General features: G+C 25.4%; 22 protein-coding genes. All 22 read left to right on the top strand.

The window, feature by feature from the left end; all coding sequences use genetic code 11:
* Positions 1-254 precede the first annotated feature (254 nt).
* The 22 genes from RDY08_RS07410 (at position 255) to RDY08_RS07305 (ending at position 24,589) form a co-directional block, all read left to right on the top strand.
* Positions 255-2,108 (top strand): hypothetical protein, encoded by a 1,854-nt coding sequence (locus tag RDY08_RS07410; protein ID WP_307903734.1) that lies wholly within the window; start codon positions 255-257, stop codon positions 2,106-2,108.
* A 21-nt stretch (positions 2,109-2,129) separates the two neighbouring features.
* Positions 2,130-4,313: a TIM-barrel domain-containing protein gene (locus RDY08_RS07405; RefSeq protein ID WP_307903733.1), complete on the top strand. Its 2,184-nt coding sequence runs from the start codon at positions 2,130-2,132 to the stop codon at positions 4,311-4,313.
* A gap of 20 nt (positions 4,314-4,333) precedes the next feature.
* Positions 4,334-6,457 (top strand): methyl-accepting chemotaxis protein, encoded by a 2,124-nt coding sequence (locus RDY08_RS07400; protein ID WP_307903732.1) that lies wholly within the window; start codon positions 4,334-4,336, stop codon positions 6,455-6,457.
* 192 nt (positions 6,458-6,649) lie between these two features.
* Positions 6,650-8,842: a chemotaxis protein CheA gene (locus RDY08_RS07395; RefSeq protein WP_307903731.1), complete on the top strand. Its 2,193-nt coding sequence runs from the start codon at positions 6,650-6,652 to the stop codon at positions 8,840-8,842.
* A gap of 157 nt (positions 8,843-8,999) precedes the next feature.
* Positions 9,000-9,227, top strand: a complete 228-nt coding sequence (locus RDY08_RS07390) for a hypothetical protein (protein WP_307903730.1) — start codon at positions 9,000-9,002, stop codon at positions 9,225-9,227.
* On the top strand, positions 9,224-9,844 hold the full coding sequence (locus RDY08_RS07385; protein WP_307903729.1) for a phosphoribosylanthranilate isomerase: 621 nt from the start codon (positions 9,224-9,226) through the stop codon (positions 9,842-9,844). Before RDY08_RS07390 ends, RDY08_RS07385 begins: the two co-directional genes overlap by 4 nt.
* A gap of 30 nt (positions 9,845-9,874) precedes the next feature.
* Positions 9,875-10,387 carry a 5-(carboxyamino)imidazole ribonucleotide mutase gene (gene purE / locus RDY08_RS07380; protein ID WP_307903728.1) on the top strand — a complete coding sequence of 171 codons (513 nt, stop codon included), beginning with the start codon at positions 9,875-9,877 and terminating at the stop codon, positions 10,385-10,387.
* 16 nt (positions 10,388-10,403) lie between these two features.
* Complete coding sequence (locus RDY08_RS07375) at positions 10,404-11,027, top strand: L-threonylcarbamoyladenylate synthase (protein ID WP_307903727.1); 624 nt, start codon at positions 10,404-10,406, stop codon at positions 11,025-11,027.
* A gap of 42 nt (positions 11,028-11,069) precedes the next feature.
* A complete protein-coding gene (gene pyrF / locus RDY08_RS07370; RefSeq protein ID WP_307903726.1) occupies positions 11,070-11,786 on the top strand; it encodes an orotidine-5'-phosphate decarboxylase in 717 nt (238 codons plus the stop codon).
* A gap of 1 nt (position 11,787) precedes the next feature.
* Complete coding sequence (locus RDY08_RS07365; RefSeq protein WP_307903725.1) at positions 11,788-12,225, top strand: hypothetical protein; 438 nt, start codon at positions 11,788-11,790, stop codon at positions 12,223-12,225.
* A 17-nt stretch (positions 12,226-12,242) separates the two neighbouring features.
* Complete coding sequence (locus RDY08_RS07360; RefSeq protein ID WP_307903724.1) at positions 12,243-13,244, top strand: isocitrate dehydrogenase (NAD(+)); 1,002 nt, start codon at positions 12,243-12,245, stop codon at positions 13,242-13,244.
* A 217-nt stretch (positions 13,245-13,461) separates the two neighbouring features.
* Positions 13,462-13,821 carry a nucleotidyltransferase family protein gene (locus tag RDY08_RS07355; RefSeq protein WP_307903723.1) on the top strand — a complete coding sequence of 120 codons (360 nt, stop codon included), beginning with the start codon at positions 13,462-13,464 and terminating at the stop codon, positions 13,819-13,821.
* Complete coding sequence (locus tag RDY08_RS07350; RefSeq protein ID WP_307903722.1) at positions 13,811-13,951, top strand: hypothetical protein; 141 nt, start codon at positions 13,811-13,813, stop codon at positions 13,949-13,951. The genes RDY08_RS07355 and RDY08_RS07350 overlap by 11 nt, the downstream gene beginning before the upstream one ends.
* 59 nt (positions 13,952-14,010) lie before the next feature.
* Positions 14,011-14,319, top strand: a complete 309-nt coding sequence (locus tag RDY08_RS07345) for a HEPN domain-containing protein (protein WP_307905454.1) — start codon at positions 14,011-14,013, stop codon at positions 14,317-14,319.
* A 35-nt stretch (positions 14,320-14,354) separates the two neighbouring features.
* Complete coding sequence (locus RDY08_RS07340; RefSeq protein ID WP_307903721.1) at positions 14,355-15,821, top strand: GspE/PulE family protein; 1,467 nt, start codon at positions 14,355-14,357, stop codon at positions 15,819-15,821.
* Between the two features lie 21 nt (positions 15,822-15,842).
* The gene (locus tag RDY08_RS07335) at positions 15,843-16,832 is read left to right on the top strand and encodes a homoserine kinase (protein WP_307903720.1); all 990 of its coding nucleotides are present in this window, start codon (positions 15,843-15,845) and stop codon (positions 16,830-16,832) included.
* An 18-nt stretch (positions 16,833-16,850) separates the two neighbouring features.
* On the top strand, positions 16,851-17,786 hold the full coding sequence (locus RDY08_RS07330; protein WP_307903719.1) for a radical SAM protein: 936 nt from the start codon (positions 16,851-16,853) through the stop codon (positions 17,784-17,786).
* 113 nt (positions 17,787-17,899) lie between these two features.
* A complete protein-coding gene (gene speD, locus RDY08_RS07325) occupies positions 17,900-18,277 on the top strand; it encodes an adenosylmethionine decarboxylase (protein WP_307903718.1) in 378 nt (125 codons plus the stop codon).
* A 172-nt stretch (positions 18,278-18,449) separates the two neighbouring features.
* A complete protein-coding gene (locus tag RDY08_RS07320) occupies positions 18,450-20,873 on the top strand; it encodes a homocysteine S-methyltransferase family protein (protein ID WP_307903717.1) in 2,424 nt (807 codons plus the stop codon).
* Between the two features lie 182 nt (positions 20,874-21,055).
* The gene (locus RDY08_RS07315) at positions 21,056-23,074 is read left to right on the top strand and encodes an ATP-binding protein (protein WP_307903716.1); all 2,019 of its coding nucleotides are present in this window, start codon (positions 21,056-21,058) and stop codon (positions 23,072-23,074) included.
* A 31-nt stretch (positions 23,075-23,105) separates the two neighbouring features.
* Complete coding sequence (locus RDY08_RS07310) at positions 23,106-23,930, top strand: endonuclease/exonuclease/phosphatase family protein (protein ID WP_307903715.1); 825 nt, start codon at positions 23,106-23,108, stop codon at positions 23,928-23,930.
* A 17-nt stretch (positions 23,931-23,947) separates the two neighbouring features.
* Positions 23,948-24,589 (top strand): thiamine diphosphokinase, encoded by a 642-nt coding sequence (locus tag RDY08_RS07305; RefSeq protein WP_307903714.1) that lies wholly within the window; start codon positions 23,948-23,950, stop codon positions 24,587-24,589.
* The last annotated feature ends 128 nt before the right edge of the window (positions 24,590-24,717 follow it).

Here is a 24,717-nt window from a genome sequence, read left to right as displayed (position 1 = left end):
AAAATAAGCTACGCCGTTTTTTTGAAATATGCGATTTTTCAAGGCAAAATTTTTCAGAAGCCAAAAATTTAGAAAAATATTTATTCTCTACCATATGAAGCGTAGCTTATTTTTTTATTGAGAAAGAGAAATTCATATGGTATAATTAAATATATAAAAAAAGACTATTTAACTAAAAAAACAGATTAATTAGTGAATTTATGAATTATAGAAGAGACTTTTTAAGAGGTCTCTAACGATATTAGGAGGAAGCGATGGAAACACTATACAGATTAAAAAATCATATTTTAGGATTTGATAAAGAAAAAGGATATATAACTTTTTTAAAAGATGCAAATGTGGAAACTGTTATAATAGATAAAAAAGATGAGGATTATAATTTTATATTTAAAAATAAAAAATATAATAAAAGTAATTTAAAAGTAACAAAAGTAAAATATAATCCACAAGGATTAATGTTACAAATAGAATATGAAACAGATGATAGACAAATGTTATTAAAAGAAATTATTAGATATATAAGCAGAACAACATTAGAAAGATATTTTATTATAAAGCCAAGATTTGAAGGGGTTTTAAAAGAATTTAATGTTTGTTTGTCTGGGATAAAATTTAATGAAGAATTTGAATTAATATTGCCAATGGAAAAAAAGTTCATATATGATGACTTTGAAAAAATAGTTATGAAAAAAGCTCCTATTGATAGTAGTGGCGTAGTTATAATAAATAATAAAAAAAGTAGAGAAAATTTAACAATATGGTATTATAATGAAGAAACAGCAGATATAAAACTGGATAAAAATAAAAATTTAGATTTAACATATAAAATAAAAATTGATAAAAAATTAGAAAAGAAACAAGAGAAAATTATTGGAGGACAATATATCAAATTTTATGATGAAAATTATTTAGAATCAATAGAAGAGATAGAAAAATTTTATAGACCTACAGAAAAAACAATTTTAGAAAAAAAATATAAAAATAAAAAAGGATTATTAGCTTATAAATATAATTCAAAAATTGTAGACAAAAGAATTGGAGATATATTAGAGGATTTTTATATGAGAAAGATAAAAAAAGAAAATTTTTATAGATATATTGAAATAGAAAATGCTATTTTACCTTTAAGATATGTAAATAAAGAATATGACTTTTTTTCAAAATCAAAATCTTTTTCAGAACAGCTATTTAATAACAGTAAATTGTTTATGTTGAATTTAGGAAATTTAACTGAAAATATGAAAAAAAATTTGATTTCTGAAGAAAAATATATTAGACTAAATAAAGGGAAAAATTATTTTAAATATGTTTTGATAAACAAAAGTGGAGTTGGGTACATAAAGCAATCAGGAGAGAAATTTATATTAGTAATTCAAAATATTACAGCAATTACAAAAAATATAGATGTAGAATTAAAAGAAGAATTTTTAAAAGAAAATTTAAAAAATGAAAGTTATATATTAAAAAATATAGTCACAAATAAAGTCGAAAGAATATTAAAAAATATTAAAAATTTTAATCTAGAATTTAAACCATTTGAAACAAAAATTTTGAAATTTGAAGTTATATTAGAAGAAAATTATATAGGGAATTATTATAAATTTAATAAAAATGAAAATGAACTTTATTTTGAGAATAGTTTTTTTAATATGTTTTTTCAAAAAGAAAAATTAGGATATTTAATTAATAAAGAAGAAGACTCAGTAATTTCAGAAATAAAATTTAATTATAAATATGAAGCTACTGTTTTCCATAAAAACAGAATAGTTTATAAATATCAAAATTTAAAAGCAACATATTTTTATGATGAAACTAATAAAATAAAAATTAAATTTGAAGCAGAAAAAGATTTGAAAAAATTAAAATTAGAATTAAAATTTGAAAAAATAAAATACTATTTGTTAGATAAAAAGATTTGTGAAAACGAAGTAAAATTAAATGAGTTAGAAACAGTTAAATTTATAGGGAAAAATCTATTGAATTTGAAATTAAATAGTAAAAATTTTGATAAAAAAAATATAAAAATAGGGAAAAATCATTTAAAATTAGAGTTAAGTAGTGAGGAAATTAAGAAAAAAATATTTGAGATAGAATTAGATATAATTTAGAAAAAAAGTAGGAGGAGAAGAATGTATAAAAAAGCAGAAATAATAAAAAATGTAGAATTGTATAAATTCGGAAATCCGATAAAAACAGATGCTGTAATTATAAGTGTGGATATTGAAAAGTTTAAATTAGGTAATAGTATAGAGGGGATTGAATTAGAAAAAGGAGATAATAGTTTTAAAATAAAATATAATTTAGATGATAGTGCTAAAATTTATGGATTAGGAGAAGCGGTAGGAAGTCTAAATAGAAGAGGTAAAGTATATAAAACCTATGCAACAGATGATTTTGATCACACACCAGGAAAAGAAGCATTATATGGAGCACACCCTTTTTTAATAATAGATAATGGCACGGAAAAGATTGGGATATTTATAGATTATTCAGGAGAAATAATATTTGACGTAGCTTTTTCTGATAAAAAAATATTAGAAATTGAAATTAGTGATCTGAATTTTGATATGTATATATTTAAAAATAGTAATTATAGTGAAATTACAAAAAAATATTTAGAATTAACTGGAAAATCTTATGTTCCACCAAAATGGGCATTTGGATATCAGCAATGCAGATGGAGTTATCCTGATTCAAAAACTATAAAAGAAGTTGCGGGAAATTTTAAAAAATATGATATTCCAGTAGATACTATATATATGGATATAGATTATATGAAAGATTTTAAAGTATTTACAGTAGATGAGGGGAAATTTCCAGATTTTAAAAATTTTGTAAAAGAGATAAAAGATATGGGAATAAAATTAATTCCAATAGTTGATCCAGGGGTTAAGATAGAAAGTGAATATAATGTGTATGAAGATGGTATAGAAAACAATTATTTTTGTAAAAATCAAAATGGAGAAGATTTTGTAGCAGCTGTGTGGCCAGGAAAAACACATTTTCCAGATTTTTTAAATTCAAAAGTTAGAAAATGGTGGGGAGCTCAATATAAAAAGTTAATTGATCTTGGAATAGAGGGGTTTTGGAATGATATGAACGAACCTGCAATATTCTACACTCCAGAAGGATTAAAAAAGGCATTTGAGAAATTAAATGAGATAAGTTTAAAAGATGATATAGGAATTTATGATATGTTTGCATTAAATGAAGTTATGAATTCTATTTCTAACAATAGAGATGATTATAAAAGTTTTTATCATACATTGGATAATGGAGAAAAGATATTACATGATAAAGTTCATAATTTATTTGGATTTAATATGACTAGAGCAGCTTCAGAAGGGTTTGATGAAATAAATCCAGATAAAAGATTTTTGATTTTTTCAAGAAGTAGTTATGCAGGAATGCAAAGATATGGTGGAATTTGGTATGGAGATAATAAAAGCTGGTGGGAACATATATTACTTAGTATAAAAATGGCAATATCAGTTAATTTAATAGGTTTTTTATATAGCGGAGCAGATATAGGTGGATTTGGAGAAAACGCATCTGCAGAGTTACTTATTAGATGGAGTCAAGCGGCACTTTTTATGCCATTATATAGAAATCATTCAGCTTTAGGGACAAGAAATCAAGAACCTTGGGCTTTTGATGAAGGAACAAGAGAAATTTTAAGAGAGATAATAAGGATAAGATATATGTTTTTGCCATATATATATTCAGAATATATGAAAGCTATTAATGAAAAAAGAGGATATATTAATGCATTATTTACGAAATTTAATGATGAAAATGTTTATGAAATAGAGGATCAATTTTTAGTAGGAGAAAATTTAATGGCAGCTCCTATTTATGAGCAAAATTCTACAGGACGCTATGTCTATCTTCCTGAAACAAATTGGTTACAATGGAATTTATCAAAAGAGAAATTAAGGGATGTAAAAATAATAGATAAAGGGTATCATTATATAAAAAGTAAAATAGAAGAAACAGCTATTTTTATAAAAGAAAATAGTTTGGTTGTAATAGGAGAAGTACAAAATTTTGTTGGAGAAAAAAAAGAAGACAGTTTGACAATAATAGGATTTGTAGAGGATAGAGCAAATTATTGCTATTATAATGATGATGGAGTTAGTAAAGAGTATGAAAAAGGTGAATATATAAAAATAGATATAGAGATTATTTCAAAAGATAATGATTATGAAATTAAAATATCTAAAGAGGGAAATTATAAACATAACATAAGAGAAATTAATTTTGAAATATATAACAGTAAAGAGAGTTGGAATAAAAGAATTATATTAAAATAAAAATAGGAGGTATACAGATTATGAAAATTAAAAGTGTAAAAACAAAAATTATTTTAGGAATTTTGCCAGTGGTATTAGTTACATTGATAGTAGTAACATTTTATAACTTGAATGAATCGTCAAAAATAATAAGAAATGAAGTCGAAAAAGAAGGATTTTCAAAAGTTAAAGATGGTTCAGATAGTATAACAAATTTTTTGATAGATAGGAAAACAGTTTTGGAGATGTCAGAAGCGGTAGTAGAAAATAGAGATATAAATGAATCTATAAAAATGCTTGAAAAAATAAGTAGAAAAGATGAAAATATAGAGATGTTCTTTTTAGCTGATAGAGATGGGAAAGCACCAACAACATCAGGTGTAGTAGCAAATATCTCTGATAGAGAATATTTTAAAGATATAATGAATGGGAAAAACTTTGCAACTCAAGTGGTAATATCAAAAGCAAGTGGAAAACAGATTTTAGTTATGGCTGTTCCTTATTATACAGAAGCAAAACTTTCAGGTGTACTAGGATTAACTATAAAATTGGATGTTTTGAAAAAAATAGCATCTGAAATAAAATTTGGTAAAACAGGATATGTTTATATTATGGATGGAACTGGGCTTACAATTGTGCATCCTGATCCTAAATTAGTATTAAATGTTAATTTGTCAAAAGAAGGAGTTCAAAGTGGAGTAACAGTCACAAAAGAGCTTTCAAAAGCAATGTTAAGTGTAATTAATAATGATAAAAGATTTGTTGAATATAATTTTGCTGGGATAAGCAAATATGTTTTTGTAAGTAAAATAGATATGTTAGACATGTATTTTTGTCTTACTGCACCAGAAAAAGAATTTACAGAAAAAATAGAGTTTTTAAAAGTAAAAAATTATATATTTGATAGTGTAGTTACTATTTTATTAATAATATTAATATTATTTGTAGTTGGAAAAATAACTAAAAATATAGTAGCAGTAAAAGATATGATGAAAGATATATCTCAAGGAGATGGAGATCTTACAGTGCGTATGAAGGTTAATACAGAAGATGAAGTTGGAGAACTTGCTAAATATTTTAATGAATTTGTAAATAAATTAGAAAATATAATAATAGATATGAATCTTACAAGTGAGAGGGTAGCTTCATCATCTGTAGAATTGTCATCAGGAATGAAAAATATAGCAGATGGCTCACAAGAACAAGCACAAGAAGTAGATGAATTAGGTAAAAATGTAGAAGATTTAAAAGTGAATATGGAACAAGTTATGGACAATATAAGAAGCCAAACAGCATCAGTAGAAGAGACATCAAGTGCAGTAGAAGAAATATCTCAAACAATAAAACAAGTAGCAGAAAATTCTGAATTTACAATGAAAACATCAGAAGAGACAGCAAAAGGGGCCGAAGAGGGTGGAAAATCTGTAAGTAAAACATTAGAAGGAATGGCAAGAATAGAAGATGTGGTAAAAAATATAGAAGAAAAAGTGGTTAAATTAGGAAATTCATCAGAAGAGATAGGAGAAATAGTGGGAGTAATAGAGGGAATAGCAGGGCAAACAAATTTATTAGCATTAAATGCAGCAATAGAAGCAGCACATGCAGGAGATGTAGGAAAAGGATTTGCAGTTGTAGCAGATGAAATAAAAGATTTGGCAGAAAGATCACAAGATGCAACTAAAGAGATAGAAAAATTAATAAAAGGGATACAAAATGAAGTGAAAGATGTAATGGATACAACAAAAATAGGATATACAGAAGTAAAAAAAGGAACTGATCTGTCAAAAGAAGCAGAAAAGAAATTAAACAATATAATAGAAAAGATACAAGAAACAAATCATCAAGTAAAAGATATTTCAACATCAATGGAAGAACAAGCAACTGCAATTGCTGAGATAAGTAAAGCTGTAGAGGTAATTAGTCAAGGAAGTGCAAATATAGAAGATTTATCAGAAGAACAAATGGGATTATTAAATGGAGTGGTAACTAATTTGGAGAGAGTATCTCATATTATTGAGATGAATGTAGGAACTACAGAAGAAGCTTCAGCATCTTCTGATGAATTGTCTAATATAGCGGAAAATTTAAATGAATTAGTAAGTCAATTTAAAGTAAAAGAGGATAAAGAACTTAAAAAAGAGATAAAAGAGGCTAGGAACGTTTAAAAAATAATGTTTAAAAATAATTTTATATATTTTGTTATAAAAACGCTTGAACCATTGCATATTTTAAAACAAAATGAAAAGGTTGTTTTTAAATCATTCCTAAAACATTGCGTATTTTAAAGCAAAATGGGAATGTTATTTTTAAGCCATTCCTAAATAGCAATTAAATCATTAGTTTTGGAGGCTATTAATATGGATATAAACGAACTTAAAGAAAATTACTTTTCACTATTTATTACAGATGCAAGAGATTATTTGTCACAAATAGTAGAAAGTTTAATGGTTCTTGAGAATGAAATGACAAACAAAGATATGATTGATTCTATTTTTAGAGCTTTTCATTCAATTAAAGGTGCTTCAGGAATATTAGAGTATCATAATTTAGAAAAGCTTACACATATTTCGGAAAATTTATTATCTGATGTAAGAGAAGGGAAAATTTCAATAAATGATGAGATAATGGATATGCTTTTTAAGGTGTTGGATTATTTAGAAAAAGGGATAGAGAAAATAGAAAAAAGTGGAGATGATATAGATTTTGAAAATGATTTAGGAATCAAATTTAGTGTTATTGAAGATAAAATAAATAAAATATTAAATAAAAAAGTTATTTCTTCAAAAAATGTAAATACAAAAAAAAGAGTAGTTGGAAATGTAATAAATGAACCAGAAATAATAAAAGAGATAAAAGATAAAGGATATAAAATTCAAATTATATTAAAAGAAGATGCAATGATGAAAAATGTAAGATTATTTTTAATATATCAAAATTTATCTTCAATAGGAGATATAATTTATTCATTGCCGGACATTAAAAAATTAGAAGATGAAGAAAATGAAATAGAGTATGAGAAATCAATTGTATATATTGATTCTGAAACAGATGTGGATACAATAAAAAAACTAGCATTAGTTTCAGATGTAAAAGAGGCAACTGTTGAAGAATTAAAAAGAATAGAAGATTTAGATTTAGAAAATGAAATAAAAAAAGATGATTTAAAAGAGTCTGATAATAAAGTTAAAACTGAACTGAAAAAAAATAATGCTGAAAAACCAAAAGTAATAAAAGAGGAAAAAACTAAAAAAGCAGAGTCAAAAAAAGTGGAAGCAAATGAAAAATTAAATAAAAAAGTCAAAGTGAAAGAATATTTGAAAGTAGAAAGAGAAAAGTTAGATAGTTTATTAAATGTAGTTGGAGAATTAGTAATAGATAAAAGTAGATATAATCAGATGAGAATTGAATTAAAAAAATTATATATGGAATTAATAGAAAAAGGTATTGATAAAAAGGAATTAAAAAAACTATTTAATTTTATAGATGAATTAAAAAAATTAAATAAACATTTAGAAAGAGAGTCAATAGAATTACAAAAAGAAGTTACAGAATTAAGAATGGTTCCAATAAAAGAACTATTTTTAAGATTTCCAAGAGCAATAAAAGAATTGGGTAAAAGATTGAATAAAGAAGTAGAATTTGAAATTCATGGAGAAGATACAGAACTAGATAAAATAATAGTAGAAAGATTATCAGATCCATTACTTCATATGATAAGAAACTCTATGGATCATGGTATTGAAATGCCAGAAATTAGGAGTAAAACTGGAAAGAATAAAAAAGGAATAATAAAACTTAGTGCATTAAATGAGGGAAATGATATTATAATAAAAATTGAAGATGATGGAGCTGGAATAGATAGTGAAAAAATAGTTAAGAAGTGTATAGAAAAAGGGATAATAACAGAGGCTAAAGCGAAAAATCTAACAAAATTAGAAAAATTAAATTTAATATTCTTACCTGGATTTTCAACAGCTGATAGTTTGTCTGATGTATCAGGGCGTGGAGTAGGTATGGATGTGGTAAAAAGAAGTATAGAAATGTTAAAAGGAAGGGTGGAAATAGATACAGAAGTTGGGAAAGGGACAACCTTTATAGTGCATCTTCCATTAACCCTAGCTATAATAAATGCATTGCTTGTGCAAAATAATGGGAATATATACTCTTTTGCACTAGATAATGTAGTAACAACAGTTAAAGTGAAAAAAGAGGATATAGAAGATGTAAATGGAAATAGAGTTTCTAAATTAAGAGAACAAGTAGTTCCTATATTTAGTTTAGATGAAATATTTAATAATAAAATAGACGAAGAAAAAACAAAAAAAGAAAAAAATATAATCGATGTTATATTGGTTAAACGAGGGAATAGTATATATGGATTTGAAGTTGACAGTTTATTAGGGCAACAAGAGATAGTAATAAAAAATATAGAAGGAGAATACCACAAAGACAAAGGTATATCAGGAGCAGCAGTTTTAGGTGATGGGAAAATAGCAATAATGGTGGATTTAGAAAATTTAATAGAGTATTATTCTGCAAGACAAGCTTAGGGAGTATAAAACAATATCATGTTCAAAGTTTCTTAGAAAAAAAGGTATAATTGATATCTTTTTTTCTAAGAAATGAGAAAACAGTTGTTTTGTGACCTTTAGCTTGTCTTGTTTTTTTTGCATATTTATGCTAAAATAATAGACAGGGGTGAGCTATATGGAGGAGCATAAAAGTGAAGAAAAAGAGGTTAATAAAAAGGTAGAGAAATTTTTAAAATATTTAAAAATGGGATTAATAATGGGAATAGGATATGGTCTTATGTTTGGATGGATGTGGGGGATAAAAGGGATTATTATTGGTCCAATAGTAGGGACAATAGTAGGATTTGGATTATCATTAATATTTACAATATATGATAAAAATTTATGGGAGAGAAGAGAATGAATGTAAAAGTAAAGATTTGTGGAATTACACGATTGGAAGATGCACAGGTTGCAATAGAAAATGGTGTAGATGCATTAGGTTTTATCTTCTATAAAAAAAGCAAAAGATATATAGAACCAAATAAAGTGAAAGAGATTATAAAAAATATTCCTCCTTTTATAAGTAAAGTTGGAGTTTTTGTTAATGAAGATATTAATGATATAAAAAGAATTGGAAAAGAATTAAAATTAGATATATTACAACTTCATGGAGAAGAAAGTGTTGAATATTTAAAAGAGTTAGAAAAAGGATTTACAGTAGTAAAAGCATTTAGAATAAAAGATATAAGAGAACTTGAAAAAATAAAAGATTATAAGATAAAATGGTTTTTATTAGATACATATTCTAGTAAGGAATATGGAGGAACAGGTGAAAAATTTAATTGGGAAATAGTAAAAGAAGCTAAGAAATATGGCAAGGTGATATTAGCAGGAGGATTAAATAGTGAAAATATAAAATTAGCTATAGATGAACTGAAACCATATGGAGTGGATATAAGTAGTGGTGTTGAAATTGATAAAGGAATAAAAGATAGGAAAAAAATAATTGATATTATGAGAATAATAAAAGATGATTAAAATTTTCAAACAAAATAGGAGGAGATGGTTTTGGAAAAAATATTGGTAAGCATTGTAATGGGAAGCGATTCAGATTTAGAGGTTATGTCAGAGACAGCTAAACTTTTAGAAAAATTTGACATTTCGTATGAAATGAAAATTTATTCTGCTCATAGATGTACAGAAGAAGCTTTAAATTATGTAAAAGAAGCAGAAAAAAATGGAGTTAAAATTATAATTGGAGCAGCAGGTAAAGCAGCACATCTACCAGGAGTATTAGCAGCACATACAAATTTACCAGTAATAGGAGTTCCAATGCAAACTTCTGACCTTGGAGGAGTGGATTCTTTATATTCAATAGTGCAAATGCCAACAGGAATACCTGTAGCAACAGTTGCAATAGGAAAAACAGGAGCTAAAAATGCAGCGGTATTAGCATTAAAAATGTTAGGTATAAAATATGATAAATATAGAAAAATAATAAAAGATTATAGAGAAGAGATGAGAAAAGAGGTTCTTGAAAAAAATAGAAGATTGGAAGAAAAAGGATATAAAAATTATTAAAAGCAATGAGGTAAATATGAGAATATTGAATAATAGTAAAGAAAATATAAAATTAGCAGGTTCGGAAATAAAAAATGGGAAAATTATAGTGTTTCCTACAGATACAGTTTATGGAGTGGGAGCTGATTATAAAAATAAAAATGCAATAAAAAAAATTTATGAATATAAAATTCGAAATAGTAAGAAGCCTTTAATTCTTTTAATTAGCAAAATAGAATATTTAGATGAAATAATAAAAGTAGAAAATGAGTTAGAAAAAGAGATTATTGAAAAACTTTCTGAGAGATTTTGGCCAGGTTCTTTAAGTTTGATTTTGAAAAAAAATAGAGTGAAATTAAAAGAGCTTAATCCAGAGTATGATACAATAGGAGTTAGAATTCCAAATAATAAAATCGCATTAGAATTAATAGAAAATGCAGGTGGAATAATTGCCACAACAAGTGCAAATATATCAAATAAAGAAACTCCTAAAAATTTTTCTGAATTAGATGATGGATTTATAAATAAAGTTGATTATGTAATAAAAAGTGAAGATGAAATTATAGGCATACCATCTACAATTATAGAAATATCTGAAAATGGATATAAGATATTAAGAGTTGGAAGTGTAACAGAAGAAGAGATAGAAGAGTTATTATAAAGTTTTTTTAAGAGAGTTCAAAAAAATTAGGAGGTTTTCATATTGAATAATGTAAAAGAAAAATTAGTTTTTGCACTTGATGTTCCTGATTTAAAATCAGCAAAAGCTTTAATAAAAGAGTTAGCTGAATATGTAGGAGTTTTTAAAGTTGGGAAAGAACTTTTTACAGCAGTTGGACCTGAAATTTTTAAAGTTATAAAAGAAAATAATGGAAAAATATTTGCTGATTTGAAATATCATGATATTCCAAATACAGTGGCATCAGCAGCAAGAGTATTAGTTAGACATGGAGTGGAGATATTTAATGTACATGCAACTGGTGGATTTGAAATGATAAATATGACAGCAAAAGCAATAAAAGAAGAAGCGGAAAAATTGGGGATAAATAGACCTAAATTATTAGCAGTAACAGTTTTAACAAGTTTAAATGATGAGGATCTAAAAAGTTTAAAAATAAATGAAACAACAAGTGATTATGTAATTGATCTTGCAAAATTAGCAAAAAGTGCAGGGGCAGATGGAGTAGTTTGTTCTCCAAATGAAGTAGAACAAATAAAAAAAGAATTAGGGAAAGAATTTATAACATTAACTCCAGGAATAAGACCTTTATGGTCGGTAAAAGGAGATCAAAAAAGAGTTATGACACCTGCACAAGCAGTGAAAAATGGAGTAGATTATATTGTGGTAGGAAGACCTATAAGAAATGTTGAAAATAGAGTTGAAGCAGCTAAGAAAATACTAAAGGAGATGAGTGAATAAAATGGCTAGACAAGCAATGAATGCAAATAAAATGAGCCAAGTTGATATGATGAATAACCAAGCAATGATGGGAATGGCATCATTTATGCAAAAATTAGGAAAAGGAAAAAGAAAATATACAGTAAAGATAGATAAAGGAAATAAGAAATTTTTAGGGAAACTTGCAGAAGAGATGAAAAAACAAATGGGAGTATATGGAAATAACCCTCAAGCAAAAGGAATGGGAATTTTTCTAAATTATCTTGAAAGTGAATGTAAGAAAAAAGATAAAGAGTTAAAATTAAGTTATGATGAATTAGAATTTTTGAAAAAAACAATATCAGAATCAGTAAAACAAATGAGCACTATGAAATTTAAATGGTATCAATTTATAAGAAAGATTGCAATAAAAATGATGGCAAAACAATATAAATTATTATTAGAAGAAATACAAAAATAAATTTGGAGGTTGGTAAAATGGCACACAAAATAACATTACTTCCAGGCGATGGGATAGGCCCAGAAATAACAGAAGCAGTAAAAAAAATTATATCTGCAACAGGTGTAGATATAGAATGGGAAGAGGTTAATGCAGGAATAACAGTTATGGAGAAATATGGGACTCCGCTTCCAGAAGAAACAATTGAGACAATAAGAAAAAATAAAGTAGCGTTAAAAGCACCAATAACTACTCCAGTAGGAGGAGGATTTAGAAGTGTAAATGTAGGGATAAGAAAAGCATTAAATCTTTATGCAAATGTTAGACCGTCAAAAACATTTAAAGGTGTAAAAGCAAGATATGAAGATGTAGATATTGTAATTATGAGAGAAAATACAGAAGGGTTATATTCTGGCATAGAACATTATATTGGGAACAAAATAGCAGCGGAAACTATAAAAATTATAACAAAAGAAGCTACAGAAAATATTGCAAGATATGCTTTTGAATATGCTAGAAAAAATAACAGAAAAAAAGTTACAATTGTGCATAAAGCTAATATACAAAAATTTAGTGATGGATTATTTTTAGATGTGTCAAGAGAGATTGCAAAAGAGTATCCTGAAATAATTTGTGAAGATAAAATAGTTGATAATATGTGTATGCAGCTTGTGCAAAATCCTGAAATATTTGATGTTTTACTTTGCCCTAATTTTTATGGAGATATAGTTTCAGATCTTTGTTCAGGATTAGTTGGTGGACTTGGAGTAGCACCAGGAGCAAATATAGGAAAGGATATTGCTGTATTTGAAGCAGTTCATGGTTCTGCACCAGATATTGCAGGTAAAAATATAGCTAATCCAACAGCATTATTATTATCAGCTGTTATGATGTTAGAATATATTGGAGAAAAAGAAAGTGCAGATAAGATATCAAAATCATTAAAAGATGTGTTAGAAAAAGGTGAAGTTGTAACAAAAGATTTAGGTGGAAATGCAACAACTACAGAATTTACAGAAGAGATAATAAAGAATTTATAAAAATAATTCCGCAAGTGTAATGCTTGCGGAATTACTCCTATAAAGATACTAAAATATTGGGAAAATAATAGATATTTGTATTATGTTTTATTGTTTGTATAGGAGTAATTGAGTTGTTAAAATTGTAAGAGATAATTGCTTTTTTAATCATATTATTGAATGATTAGGAAAGAATAAATTTATTCAGAAAATAAGCTACGCTAGGAGTTGGGATAGAATGAAAAATATTAGTGAAATATCATTAGAAAAGATTGATTCTATATTAGAAAAATCTAAAATAGAATTAAAAAAAGTATTTGGAAAAAATTTAAAAAAAATCATATTTTATGGTTCATATGCAAGGAATGAGGAAAAAGATGGTTCAGATATAGATATAATGGCTTTAGCAGATATAAATAGAATTGATTTATCAAAATATAGAGATAAAATAAGTGATATAATGGTTGAATTATCTTTAGAATTTGATCTGTTAGTTTCGATTACAGAAATTAATATTGATGATTTTAATAATTTTATAGAATATATACCTTTTTATGAAACTGTAGAAGAAGAAGGAATTGAACTTTATGCAAGTTGATGAAAGAAGGAAAGAACTATCAAAATATAGAGATGAAAAGGCAAAAGAAAATTTAAAAGCTTCTAAATTATTGCTAGAAAATGAACTATATTTAGAATCAATAAACAGATCATACTATGGAATGGCTTAAAAATAACATTCCCATTTTGTTTTAAAATACGCACGATTTTAGCGTTTTTATAACAAAATATAAGAAAATTATTTTTTAAACGTTCCTATGCAATATTTCATGCTGTTAGAAGTTTGATAGCTTATTATGATTTTGATTCAAAAAAACATTCATCTATAATCTCTTATTTTAATAAAAATTTTATAAAAACAGAAGAAATAGAAAAACAGTATTCAAAATTTTTGACAAAAGCATTTAAAATTAGAAATGATAGTGATTATGAAGATTTTTTTATAATATCAAAAGACGAAGTAAAAGAACAATTAAAAAATGCAAAAGAATTTATAGAACGAATTGAAAAATATATTCAAGAAAATATATATAAATAGGAGTAATTAATTTAACTTGCAAAAAGGGGGCTAAAATGTTTGAAGAAAATCTTGTTGAAAATTTTGACTTGAAAAACCAAGAGGTAGAAGAAGAAGCTTATAAAATATTTGAAGAAAATTTTATTCATGAAAAAAAAGTGTTTCCATATAAAATTACAAAAAGAGAAATTTTTGTCGCAATGTTAGATGTAACTGATGCACAAACAAAAATGAAAATAAAGTTGAAAGTTAAAAGAAGAGTTGTCCCAGTTAAGATGACTGAAGATGATTTTTATCTATTAACAAATAAATATTTTGGTGTAGGTTCTGGGATGTTATATCAAACTACAGAAAATGTACAATTAGGTAGAGAAGAATTTAATTTAGAAGATAAAGAAGAAAGTGCGGAAATAATTAAATTTGTAAATAGAGTTATTTTAGATGCTTATAAAAGAGGTTCTACAGATATTCATATGGAGCCATTAAAAAATGATATAATATTAAGATATAGAATTGATGGAGTGTTACATAATATTCAAATGCCAGCAGCTATAAAAAATGTATTTGCAGCAGTAGTTTCAAGGATAAAAATAATGGCAGATTTAGATATTGCGGAAAAAAGATTACCTCAAGATGGAAGAATAAAAATAAAAGTTGGAGAAAAAGAGCAAGATTTAAGAGTATCTATTTTGCCAACTATAAATGGAGAAGGAATTGTAATAAGAATATTAGCAAATCAAAAAAGTGAGATGACACTTGAAAAATTAGGGATGGAAACAGAAATTTTAAATAAATTTAGAGAACTGATACACAAGCCAAATGGAATTGTATTGGTAACTGGGCCTACTGGAAGTGGGAAAACGACAACACTATTTTCTGCAATAAAAGAGATAAATGATTATAGTAAAAAAATAATAACAATAGAAGATCCTGTAGAATATCAATTGGATGGAGTATCTCAAATTCAAGTAAAACCAGATATAGGATTGACATTTGCACAAGGGTTAAGAGCGATATTAAGGCAAGATCCAGATATAATATTAGTGGGAGAAATTAGAGATAAAGAAACAGCAGAAATTGCAATAAGAGCATCATTAACAGGACATCTTGTATTTGCAACTCTTCATACAAATGACTCTGTAAGTGCAGTAACTCGTCTAATAGATATGGGAATAGAGCCATATCTTATTACATCTTCTTTGATAGGAGTATTAGCACAAAGATTAGTAAGAGTAATTTGTCCATATTGTAAAACAGAAAAAATATTAGACAATGGAGAAGTTACATATTTTGGAAAAGGTTGTGATTTTTGTTTTGAAACAGGGTATAAAGGCAGAACAAGTATTCACGAACTATTTTTAATTGATAATTATAGTAAAAAAGATATTTTAAATGAAAAAAGTAATTTTGAAATAAAGAATAATTTAAAAGCAAAAGGGTGGAAAGATTTAAAAGATGATGGAATGTTGAAGATAGAAAAAGGGATTACAACTTATGAAGAGATATTGAGAGTGGCTTGGTAAAAGAAATTAAAAAGAGGGAGGTTGACTGTTGAAATATATTCAGCAGGAGATGAGATGGCCGTATATACTAAACTAACTGAGAATGACATAGATGAAATTGGAGATATGTATAATTTAGGAAAAATTTTAGATTATAAAGGTATAGAAAAAGGGATAATGAATAGTAATTATTTATTAGAAACTCAAAATTCAAAATATATTTTTAGGATATTAGAAGGAAATAGAGATATAAATAATGAGATAGATGAATTAAAATATTTAGAACATCTTTCTAAAAATGGTATACCTTGCCCAAATGTTTTAAGAACAAAACTTAATATGGATTATATTATAATAAAAGGTAAAATGGGAGTTTTATTTAGTTTTCTTGAGGGAAGTGAAGTTGAAGTTGTAAATAAGAAACTTTTAAATGAATTTGGTGAAATTTTAGGAAAAATGCATAATTTATCTGTTGGAAAAATTATTCATAGGAATGAAAAAATAGAAATGGATTATTTATATGAAATATTAATAAAAGATGAAAAAAAATTAAAAAATCTTTTAAATAGTGATTATAATATTATAAACAAAAAATATAATGATATAAAACAAAAAATAGAAAATATATATGATAAACTTCCAAAAGGAGTTAATCATAATGATATATTTCCAGATAATGTTTTTGTAAAAGATGGGAAAATAAGCGGGGTTATAGACTTTAATGATGCTTTATCAGATGTTTTTTTGAATGATATTTCAATAGTAATAAATTTTTGGATATATAATAAACTAAAAAAATATGATTTAGAATATATTAATTCATTTTTAGAAGGATATCAAAAAGAAAGAAAATTAACAAAACTTGAAAAAATAAGTTTACCAATATTTTTAGAAAAAACAGCACTTACATTTGTTTTTTTACGAATTAGAAAGTTTAATTTTCATGATGTAGAAGGAGAAAGAGAATTTAAAGATTATAGAGATTTGTTACCTATGGTATTTGAAAACAAAAATATCATTAAAATAAATTAATTGAAAGAGGCGAAAAAAATGAGATATAAATATATATTTGGACCTGTACCATCAAGACGACTAGGAGTATCATTGGGAATAGATTTAGTTATGTCTAAAACATGTAACTTAAATTGTGTATATTGTGAATGTGGTAAAACAGATAAATTATATAATGAAAGAAAAGAATATGTAAATGCTGAAGAAGTTTTAAATGAAGTAAAAGATTTTTTGGATAAAAAACCTTATTTAGATTATATAACTTTTTCAGGTTCTGGAGAGCCAACATTAAATTCAAAATTAGGATATTTAATAGATGAAATAAAAAAAATCACAGATACTAAGATTGCAATATTAACAAATGGAACTCTTTTTTATAATGATAAACTTATAGAAGAGGTAAAAAACGCAGATGTAATAGTTCCATCATTAGATGCAGTTAGTGAAGAGATATTTTATAAAATTAATAGACCGAATAAAGAATTAAAAATAGAAAAAATTATTAATGGGCTTGTTAATTTAAGAAAAAATTATAAAGGTAAAATTAATCTTGAAATATTTATAATAGATAAATTAAATGATACAAAAGAAGAGCTGGATAAATTTAAAGATGTAATACTTAAGATAAATCCAGACAAAGTTCAATTAAATAGCTTAGATAGACCTCCTGTGGAAAGTTGGGTAAAACCTGTAGAAATAGATAAATTAAATGAGATTATTAAATATTGGGGACTTGATAATGTAGAAGTAATAAAAAAATATAAAGTAAGAAGAGCTATAAAAAGTTATAGTGAAAATTTAGAAAGTGAAATTTTAAATATGTTAGCTAAAAGACCTTGTACAATTAAAGATTTAGAATTTATAACATGCTTGAAGGCGGTTGAAATTAATAAATATTTAGATGTTTTGGAAAAAGAAAAAAAAATAGAAAGCTATATAGGTGAAAGAGGAATTTTTATTAGATTAAAAAGCTAATTATGGTTAAAATTAGGTTGACACATATTGATAAATGTTATATACTTTGAGGAAACTTGGGAATGGCTTAAAAATAATATTTTTATTTTAGAATGAGGAGGTGAGAGACTTAATTGAAAAGTTTAGGAAAACATTTGATAATCGAATTTTTCGATTGCGATGATAAGGTTTTATCAAACTTAGAGGGTGTAGAAAACGCTATGAATCAAGCTGCAATAGAGGCAAAATCTACAATTGTAAATTCTGTATTTCATCATTTTTCACCATATGGAGTAAGTGGAGCTGTAATTATTGCAGAATCTCATATTACAATACATACATGGCCAGAATATGGTTATGCAGCAGTTGATATTTTTACTTGCGGTGAAGAAGTTGAACCATATAAAGCATATGAATATTTAAAAGAAAAATTCAACTCTAAGAGTGTAAATATAAAAGAGTTAAATAGAGGGGAATTAGATATAGAAAATTTAAAAGTAAAAGTAAGTTAGAAATAGATTAAAAATAATAAAAAACAAAAGAATTTCTTGTATTTTATAAGGAATTCTTTTGTTTTTTTGTTGTAATAGTGATTTGTATAATAAAAATAAAAAATAATATAGAAAATGTAATAATGATATGGTATAATTTAAAAAAATGAAGAATAAAAAGGAGCGGTTCACAATGAATAAAGAATGGTTAGATAATATTTTAAATAATGAAGTTTTAATTTTGGATGGAGCAATGGGAACAGAGTTACAAAAATTAGGAATGAAACCTGGATATTGTCCAGAGTTATTAAATATAGAAGATCCTGAAATGGTAAAAAAAGTACATAAAAGTTATGTAGATGCAGGTTCTAATATAATAGAAGCTAATACTTTTGGAGGAAATAGATTAAAACTAAAAGAGTTTGGATTAGAGAATAAAATAGAAGAGTTAAATATTGAAGGTATAAAAATAGCTAAAGAAATGGCAAAAGATAAAGCAAAAGTTTTTGCTTCGGTAAGTTCAACTGGAAAATTTATAGAGCCAATGGGAGATTATACATTTGATGAAATATATGATGTATTTAAAGAACAAGCTTTAATATTAGAAAAAGCAGGTGCTGATGGAGTAATTATAGAAACAATGACTGATATTCATGAAATGAAAGCTGTTGTTATTGCATTTAAAGAAAACACTAATTTGCCAATATTTGCTTCAATGACATTTCAAGCAGATGGAAGAAGTGTAACAGGAACAGATCCGAAAACAGCAGCAATAATATTAGATGCTTTGGGAGTAGATGCTATAGGTGTAAATTGCAGCTTAGGATCAGAAGGGTTATATAAATTTTTAGAAGAGATGATAGAAGTTACAGATGTTCCTCTATTTGTGCAGCCAAATGCAGGATTGCCTAGATTAGAAGGAGATAAAACAGTTTTTGATGCAACACCTGAATTTATGTTAGAATATTCAGAAAAATTTTATGATTTAGGGATAAATATTATAGGTGGATGTTGCGGAACAACACCAACTCATATGAGAAAAATTGCTGAAAGATTTAAAAATAGAAAATCTAATAAGAAAAAATTAAAAAAGAATATAACGTATCTTACATCCAGAAGTCAATTTGTAGGAATTGGTTATCCAGAAATGGTAAAGATTTTAGGAGAAAGAATTAATCCAAATGCCTTAAAAAGAATAAAAGAAGATATAAAGGAATATAGAACAACTCAAATAAGAAAAGAAGCTATAGCTCAAGTAGAAGCTGGAGCAGATGTTTTGGATATTAATGTTGGGCTTGGAACAATTGATGAAGCTAAAATGATGAAAAAAGCTATTATAGCAGTTCAAAATATTGTAAATGTTCCTTTGACAATTGATACAACGGATATAATTGCATTAGAGGCGGGGTTAAAAGCATATTCTGGTAAGCCATTAATAAACTCGGTAATGGGAAAGAAAAAAAGTATGGAAACTATATTTCCATTAGCGAAAAAGTATGGAGCTGCTGTATTGGGACTAGCACTTGACGAAAATGGAATTCCTGCTACGGCAGAAGAGAGATTAAAAGTTGCTGAAAAAATTGTAAAAACAGGAATGGAATATGGAATAAAAAAAGAAGATATTTTGATAGATACATTGGTATTAACTGCCTCTGCAGAACAAGATAAAGTATTAGAAACAGTTAAAGCAATAGAACTTGTAAAAAAAGAATTAGGAGTTAATACGGTACTTGGAGTTAGCAACATATCTTTTGGATTACCAAATAGAAAATATGTAAATGCAGCTTTTTTATCTATGTGTATAGGAGCAGGACTAGATCTTCCTATAATGAGTCCTATGAATATGGAAATGAAAAATGCATTAATGGCTTCTTGTGTATTAACTGGAAGAGATAAAAATTCTGGAAAATATATCTTATATAGTAGTGGAATGAGCGTTACAGAAACAAAAAAAGATGAAAAAGATATACCATTAGAAAAACAAGCTTATAATTGCGTGATAAAAGGGGATACAGGAGAGATAAAAGAAATATTAGAAAAAATATTAGAAAGTGGAGAGAAGCCTTTAGATATTGTAAATAAAATATTAATTCCAGCAATAACAGAAGTTGGAGATTTATATGATAAAGGGATATATTTTTTACCACAATTAATGATGTCTGCTGAAGCAATGAAAAAAGGTGTTGAAAGAGTAAAAAAAGAGATAAAAGAAGGAGATTCTAATAGTTTAGGAAAAGTAATATTTGCAACTGTAAAAAATGATATTCATGATATAGGAAAAAATATTGTAACAGTATTATTAGAAAATAATGGATTTGAAATAGTAGATTTAGGAAAAGATGTACCAACAGAAGAAATTTTAGAAGCAGCAAAGAGAGAAAATGTAGATATAATAGGATTAAGTGCACTAATGACTACAACTATGGTAGAGATGAGAAAAACAATAGAGGCAATAAGAAAAGAAAAATTATCAGTAGATATTATGGTAGGAGGAGCAGTTGTAACTCCTGATTTTGCTGAAACGATGGGGGCATATTATTCAAAAGATGCAGTAGAAGCAGTGAAAGTAGCTAAAGAAATAATGAAAAAAAGGGGAATAGGGAACAATAAAAAATAAGTTAGGAATGGCTTAAAAATAACATTCCTATTTTGCTTTAAAATACGCAATGTTTTAGGAATGATTTAAAAACAACCTTTTCATTTTGTTTTAAAATACTCAATGGTTCAAGAGTTTTTATAACAAAATATGAGAATATTATTTTTTAAACGTTCCTTATTAAAAAAAAAGAGGGCGATTTTATGAAAATTAAAAAGAAATTAACTATATATTCTATGATATCTGGGCTAATTACATTTTTGATATTATGGACATTTGTTTATTCTGGATTAGAAAAAGAAAAACTAAAAGAATTAAATAAAGAAATAGAGATATCTAATCATGTAGTAAAAGATTTAATTGTTTCTCCTGTGTGGGATTATGATTTTGACTTATTATATACCAGTTTGTCTAAATTTTTAGAAAATAGCTATATTTCAAAAATTATAGTTAAAAATATAGATGATAATATAATTTTGGATTTAGAAAAAAGTAACTCTATTCATAAAAAATATAATTTAAAATTGGAAAAAAATGGAGAAAAAATAGGAGAAGTTGAAATATGTTATAATAAAACAAAAGTAGAAAATGATATGAAAGATATAAAGTATAAAATTAATATATTATTACTATTAGTAATGATACTTTTTATAATATTTAATTATGTTGAGTATAATTATTTTTTAAAACCATTATCAATATTTAGGGAAGGATTTAAAAAAGTATCAGATGGGGTATTATCATATAGAATAGACTTAAAAAGAAAAGATGAATTTAGAGAGTTAGAAATTTATTTTAATAAAATGACAAATTCATTAAAGGAAGAAAATGAAAAAAATGAAAAATCAAAAAAAGAGATAAAAGAAAAATCAGATGAATTAGAAGCTGCATATAATGAGATGTCAGCTATAAATGATACTTTAACCGAAACATTAAAAGAATTAGAAGAGTCTGAAAATAAATATAGAAATCTCTTTAATTATTCTCCAGTTGGTATGGTAATATTCAATTATCAAACTGGTGAAATAAAAGAGTTTAACAGAGAATTTCTTAGTATATTTGACCTAAAAACTATAGATGTAATAAAATTAAATATATTAACCTTAATAACATTAGATGCTATGAATAAAATAAGAGAAAAAATAAAAATAAATGAACCTGTTTACAATTATGATATTGAATTAGAAAATGATAAATATATTATTTTATCTGCTAGTTTAGTAAATAAAAATGAAAAAATAGCTCAAATAGTTGTAAAGGATATTACAGAATTAAAAAAATTACAAAAAAGAATAGAAGGATATGCAAAAGAATTGGAATTAAAAGTAAAAGATAGAACGAAAAAATTAGAAGATGCAAATATTAAAATTAGAGAACAACAAAATGATATGGTAGAAAATGCTTATAATAGAGGGCTATTAGAGGTAACAGCAGGAGTTATACATAATATTGGAAATATAGTAAATATTATAAATTTGAATATAGAGGAAATTTTAGAAAAAGAGGAAGGAAAAGAGAATAAAACAATAAAGTTTTTTGAAGAAATAGCCTTTCAAGAGATAAAAAGGGTAGAGAATAAAAGCGAAAATTTAAAAAAAATAGAAAATATTATGCCTAAACTAATTGATGCTATGAAAAATCGAGAACTAGGCTATACAGAGAAATTTAAGTTTTTATACAAAAAAATAAATCATTTAAAAGATATAATACATCTTCAACAAAATTTTATTGGAGAATTAGGAACAGAAGATTATAATAATATGAATGAAATATTAGATGAAGTTTTAGAGCTTTATGAGTCATCTATTGAAAAAAGGAAAATAAAAATAAAATTTAATAAAGGAGATGTTCCTGATCTATTAAGTGACAAAGGGCAATTGATTCAAATATATAGCAATTTTATAAAAAATTCTTATGAGTCAATTGAAGAAAAAGGAATAGAAAATGGGGAAATAACGATAACAACTTATTTCGAAAATGATAATATTATTGTAAAATTAAAAGATAATGGATTAGGTATAAAAAAAGAGGACAAAGATAAACTGTTTACATTTGGATTTTCTACAAAGAAAAAAGCTGGAAAAGGAAATGGATTTGGGTTACATAATACAAAAATGATTTTAGATAAATATATGTGTGATATAGATATAAATTCAGAATATGGAGAATTTATGGAATTTATTTTAAAAATTCCTATAAAAAAAACAGATAAAAAAAGATGAAAAAAATATATAAAAAAAGTTGGTAAAAAATATGAAGCTTAAAATTATAATTATATATATGGTAATTGAAATATTTACTTTTTCTAATGATATAGGAGTTATATCTTCATTTAACTCTTTACATTTAGGCTGGAAATCAAAAAATTATAAAAAATTTGCAAAAGTAATATCTTTATTTGATTTAATTGGTTTGGAAGAGGTGATGAATGAAACTGGTATAAAAAAAGTAAAAAAAGAGTTAGAAATAGAAACTGGAGAAAAATGGGATTATCATATATCTGAAAAGAAGGTAGGAAATGGAAGGTATAAAGAGTATTATGGATATATTTGGAAAGAAAATAAAGTTAAATTTATTAAATATTATGGATTTTATAAAGAAAAGAAGAATGAATTTTCTCGGGAACCATATGGAGCTGAATTTAAAATAGGAAAATTTGATTTTACATATATTTTATGTCATTTTATATATGGGAAAAATAGGGCTGTTAGGGAAAAAGAAGCAGGATATTTAGATAATGTATATGATTATTTTCAAAGAAAGAATGGAAGAGAACAAGATGTAATAATAGCTGGTGATTTTAATCTGCCATCATATAATAAGGGATTTAAAGAAATTTATGCAGGCAAAGATAATATATTTGCTGTTGTAAATTCGAAATATAAAACTACAATAGGAAAACATAGCTTATCTAAAAGTTATGATAACTTTTTTTTGAGTTATAAATATACTAAAGAGTTCACGGGTGATTATGGAGTATATAATTTTACAAATAAAAATTATAGTATAGTAAGAAAAACTATATCTGATCATTTACCAATTTTTATTGAAGTGGATACAACAAAAGATGATGATTAATCAATTAGGAGATGAAAATGAAAAAAGCTGTAATATTTTTAAATTTAGAGGATATTAATTATAAATATTTAGAAAAATATAAAGCAGAAAAAATTGATATATTTTGTGCAGATGGTGGAGCTAAAATTGCTTATAAATTAAATATAATTCCAAAGATGATTTTAGGAGATTTTGACTCTCTTTCTGGCGAAATATTAAATTATTATATTGAAAAAGGTGTAGAAATAAAAAGATATAATCCAGATAAAGATAAAACAGACACAGAAATATTATTGAAAATAATATATAAATTTTATGATGAAATAATATTAGAAGGAGCTATTGGAGGAAGAGTAGATCATACTCTCGTTAATATAAATTTATTAAATAAATTTAAAAATATAGTTATTAATAATCAAAATGAAGAATTGAGAATGATTACAAAAAGAGAAGAAATTTATAAAATTAAAAATAGAATAGGAGATATTTTTTCTATAATTCCTTTTAGCGAAGAAATAGTTATTACTTTAAATGGATTTAAATATAATATAGAAAATAAAAAAATTAAAAAGGGAGATTCTTTAGGAATAAGCAACTTAATTATTGAAAAATCAGCATCTATAAAGATGGAAAAAGGGAAAGCGTTGGCAGTAGTATCAAAAATTGAGCATAAAAAATAAAAGAATTACCAAAAAAAGGTTGACAAAATTCTTAAAATGTAATATATTAGTAATATGAAGCAATACAAATGTGTGTATTTTGAAAAATCGACTTTATGAATAGTCGATTTTTATTTTAAAACACACTA

The sequence above is a fragment of the Haliovirga abyssi genome, from assembly GCF_030295325.1.
Lineage (GTDB): Bacteria > Fusobacteriota > Fusobacteriia > Fusobacteriales > Haliovirgaceae > Haliovirga > Haliovirga abyssi.
This window is presented reverse-complemented; position numbering and strand designations above follow the sequence as displayed.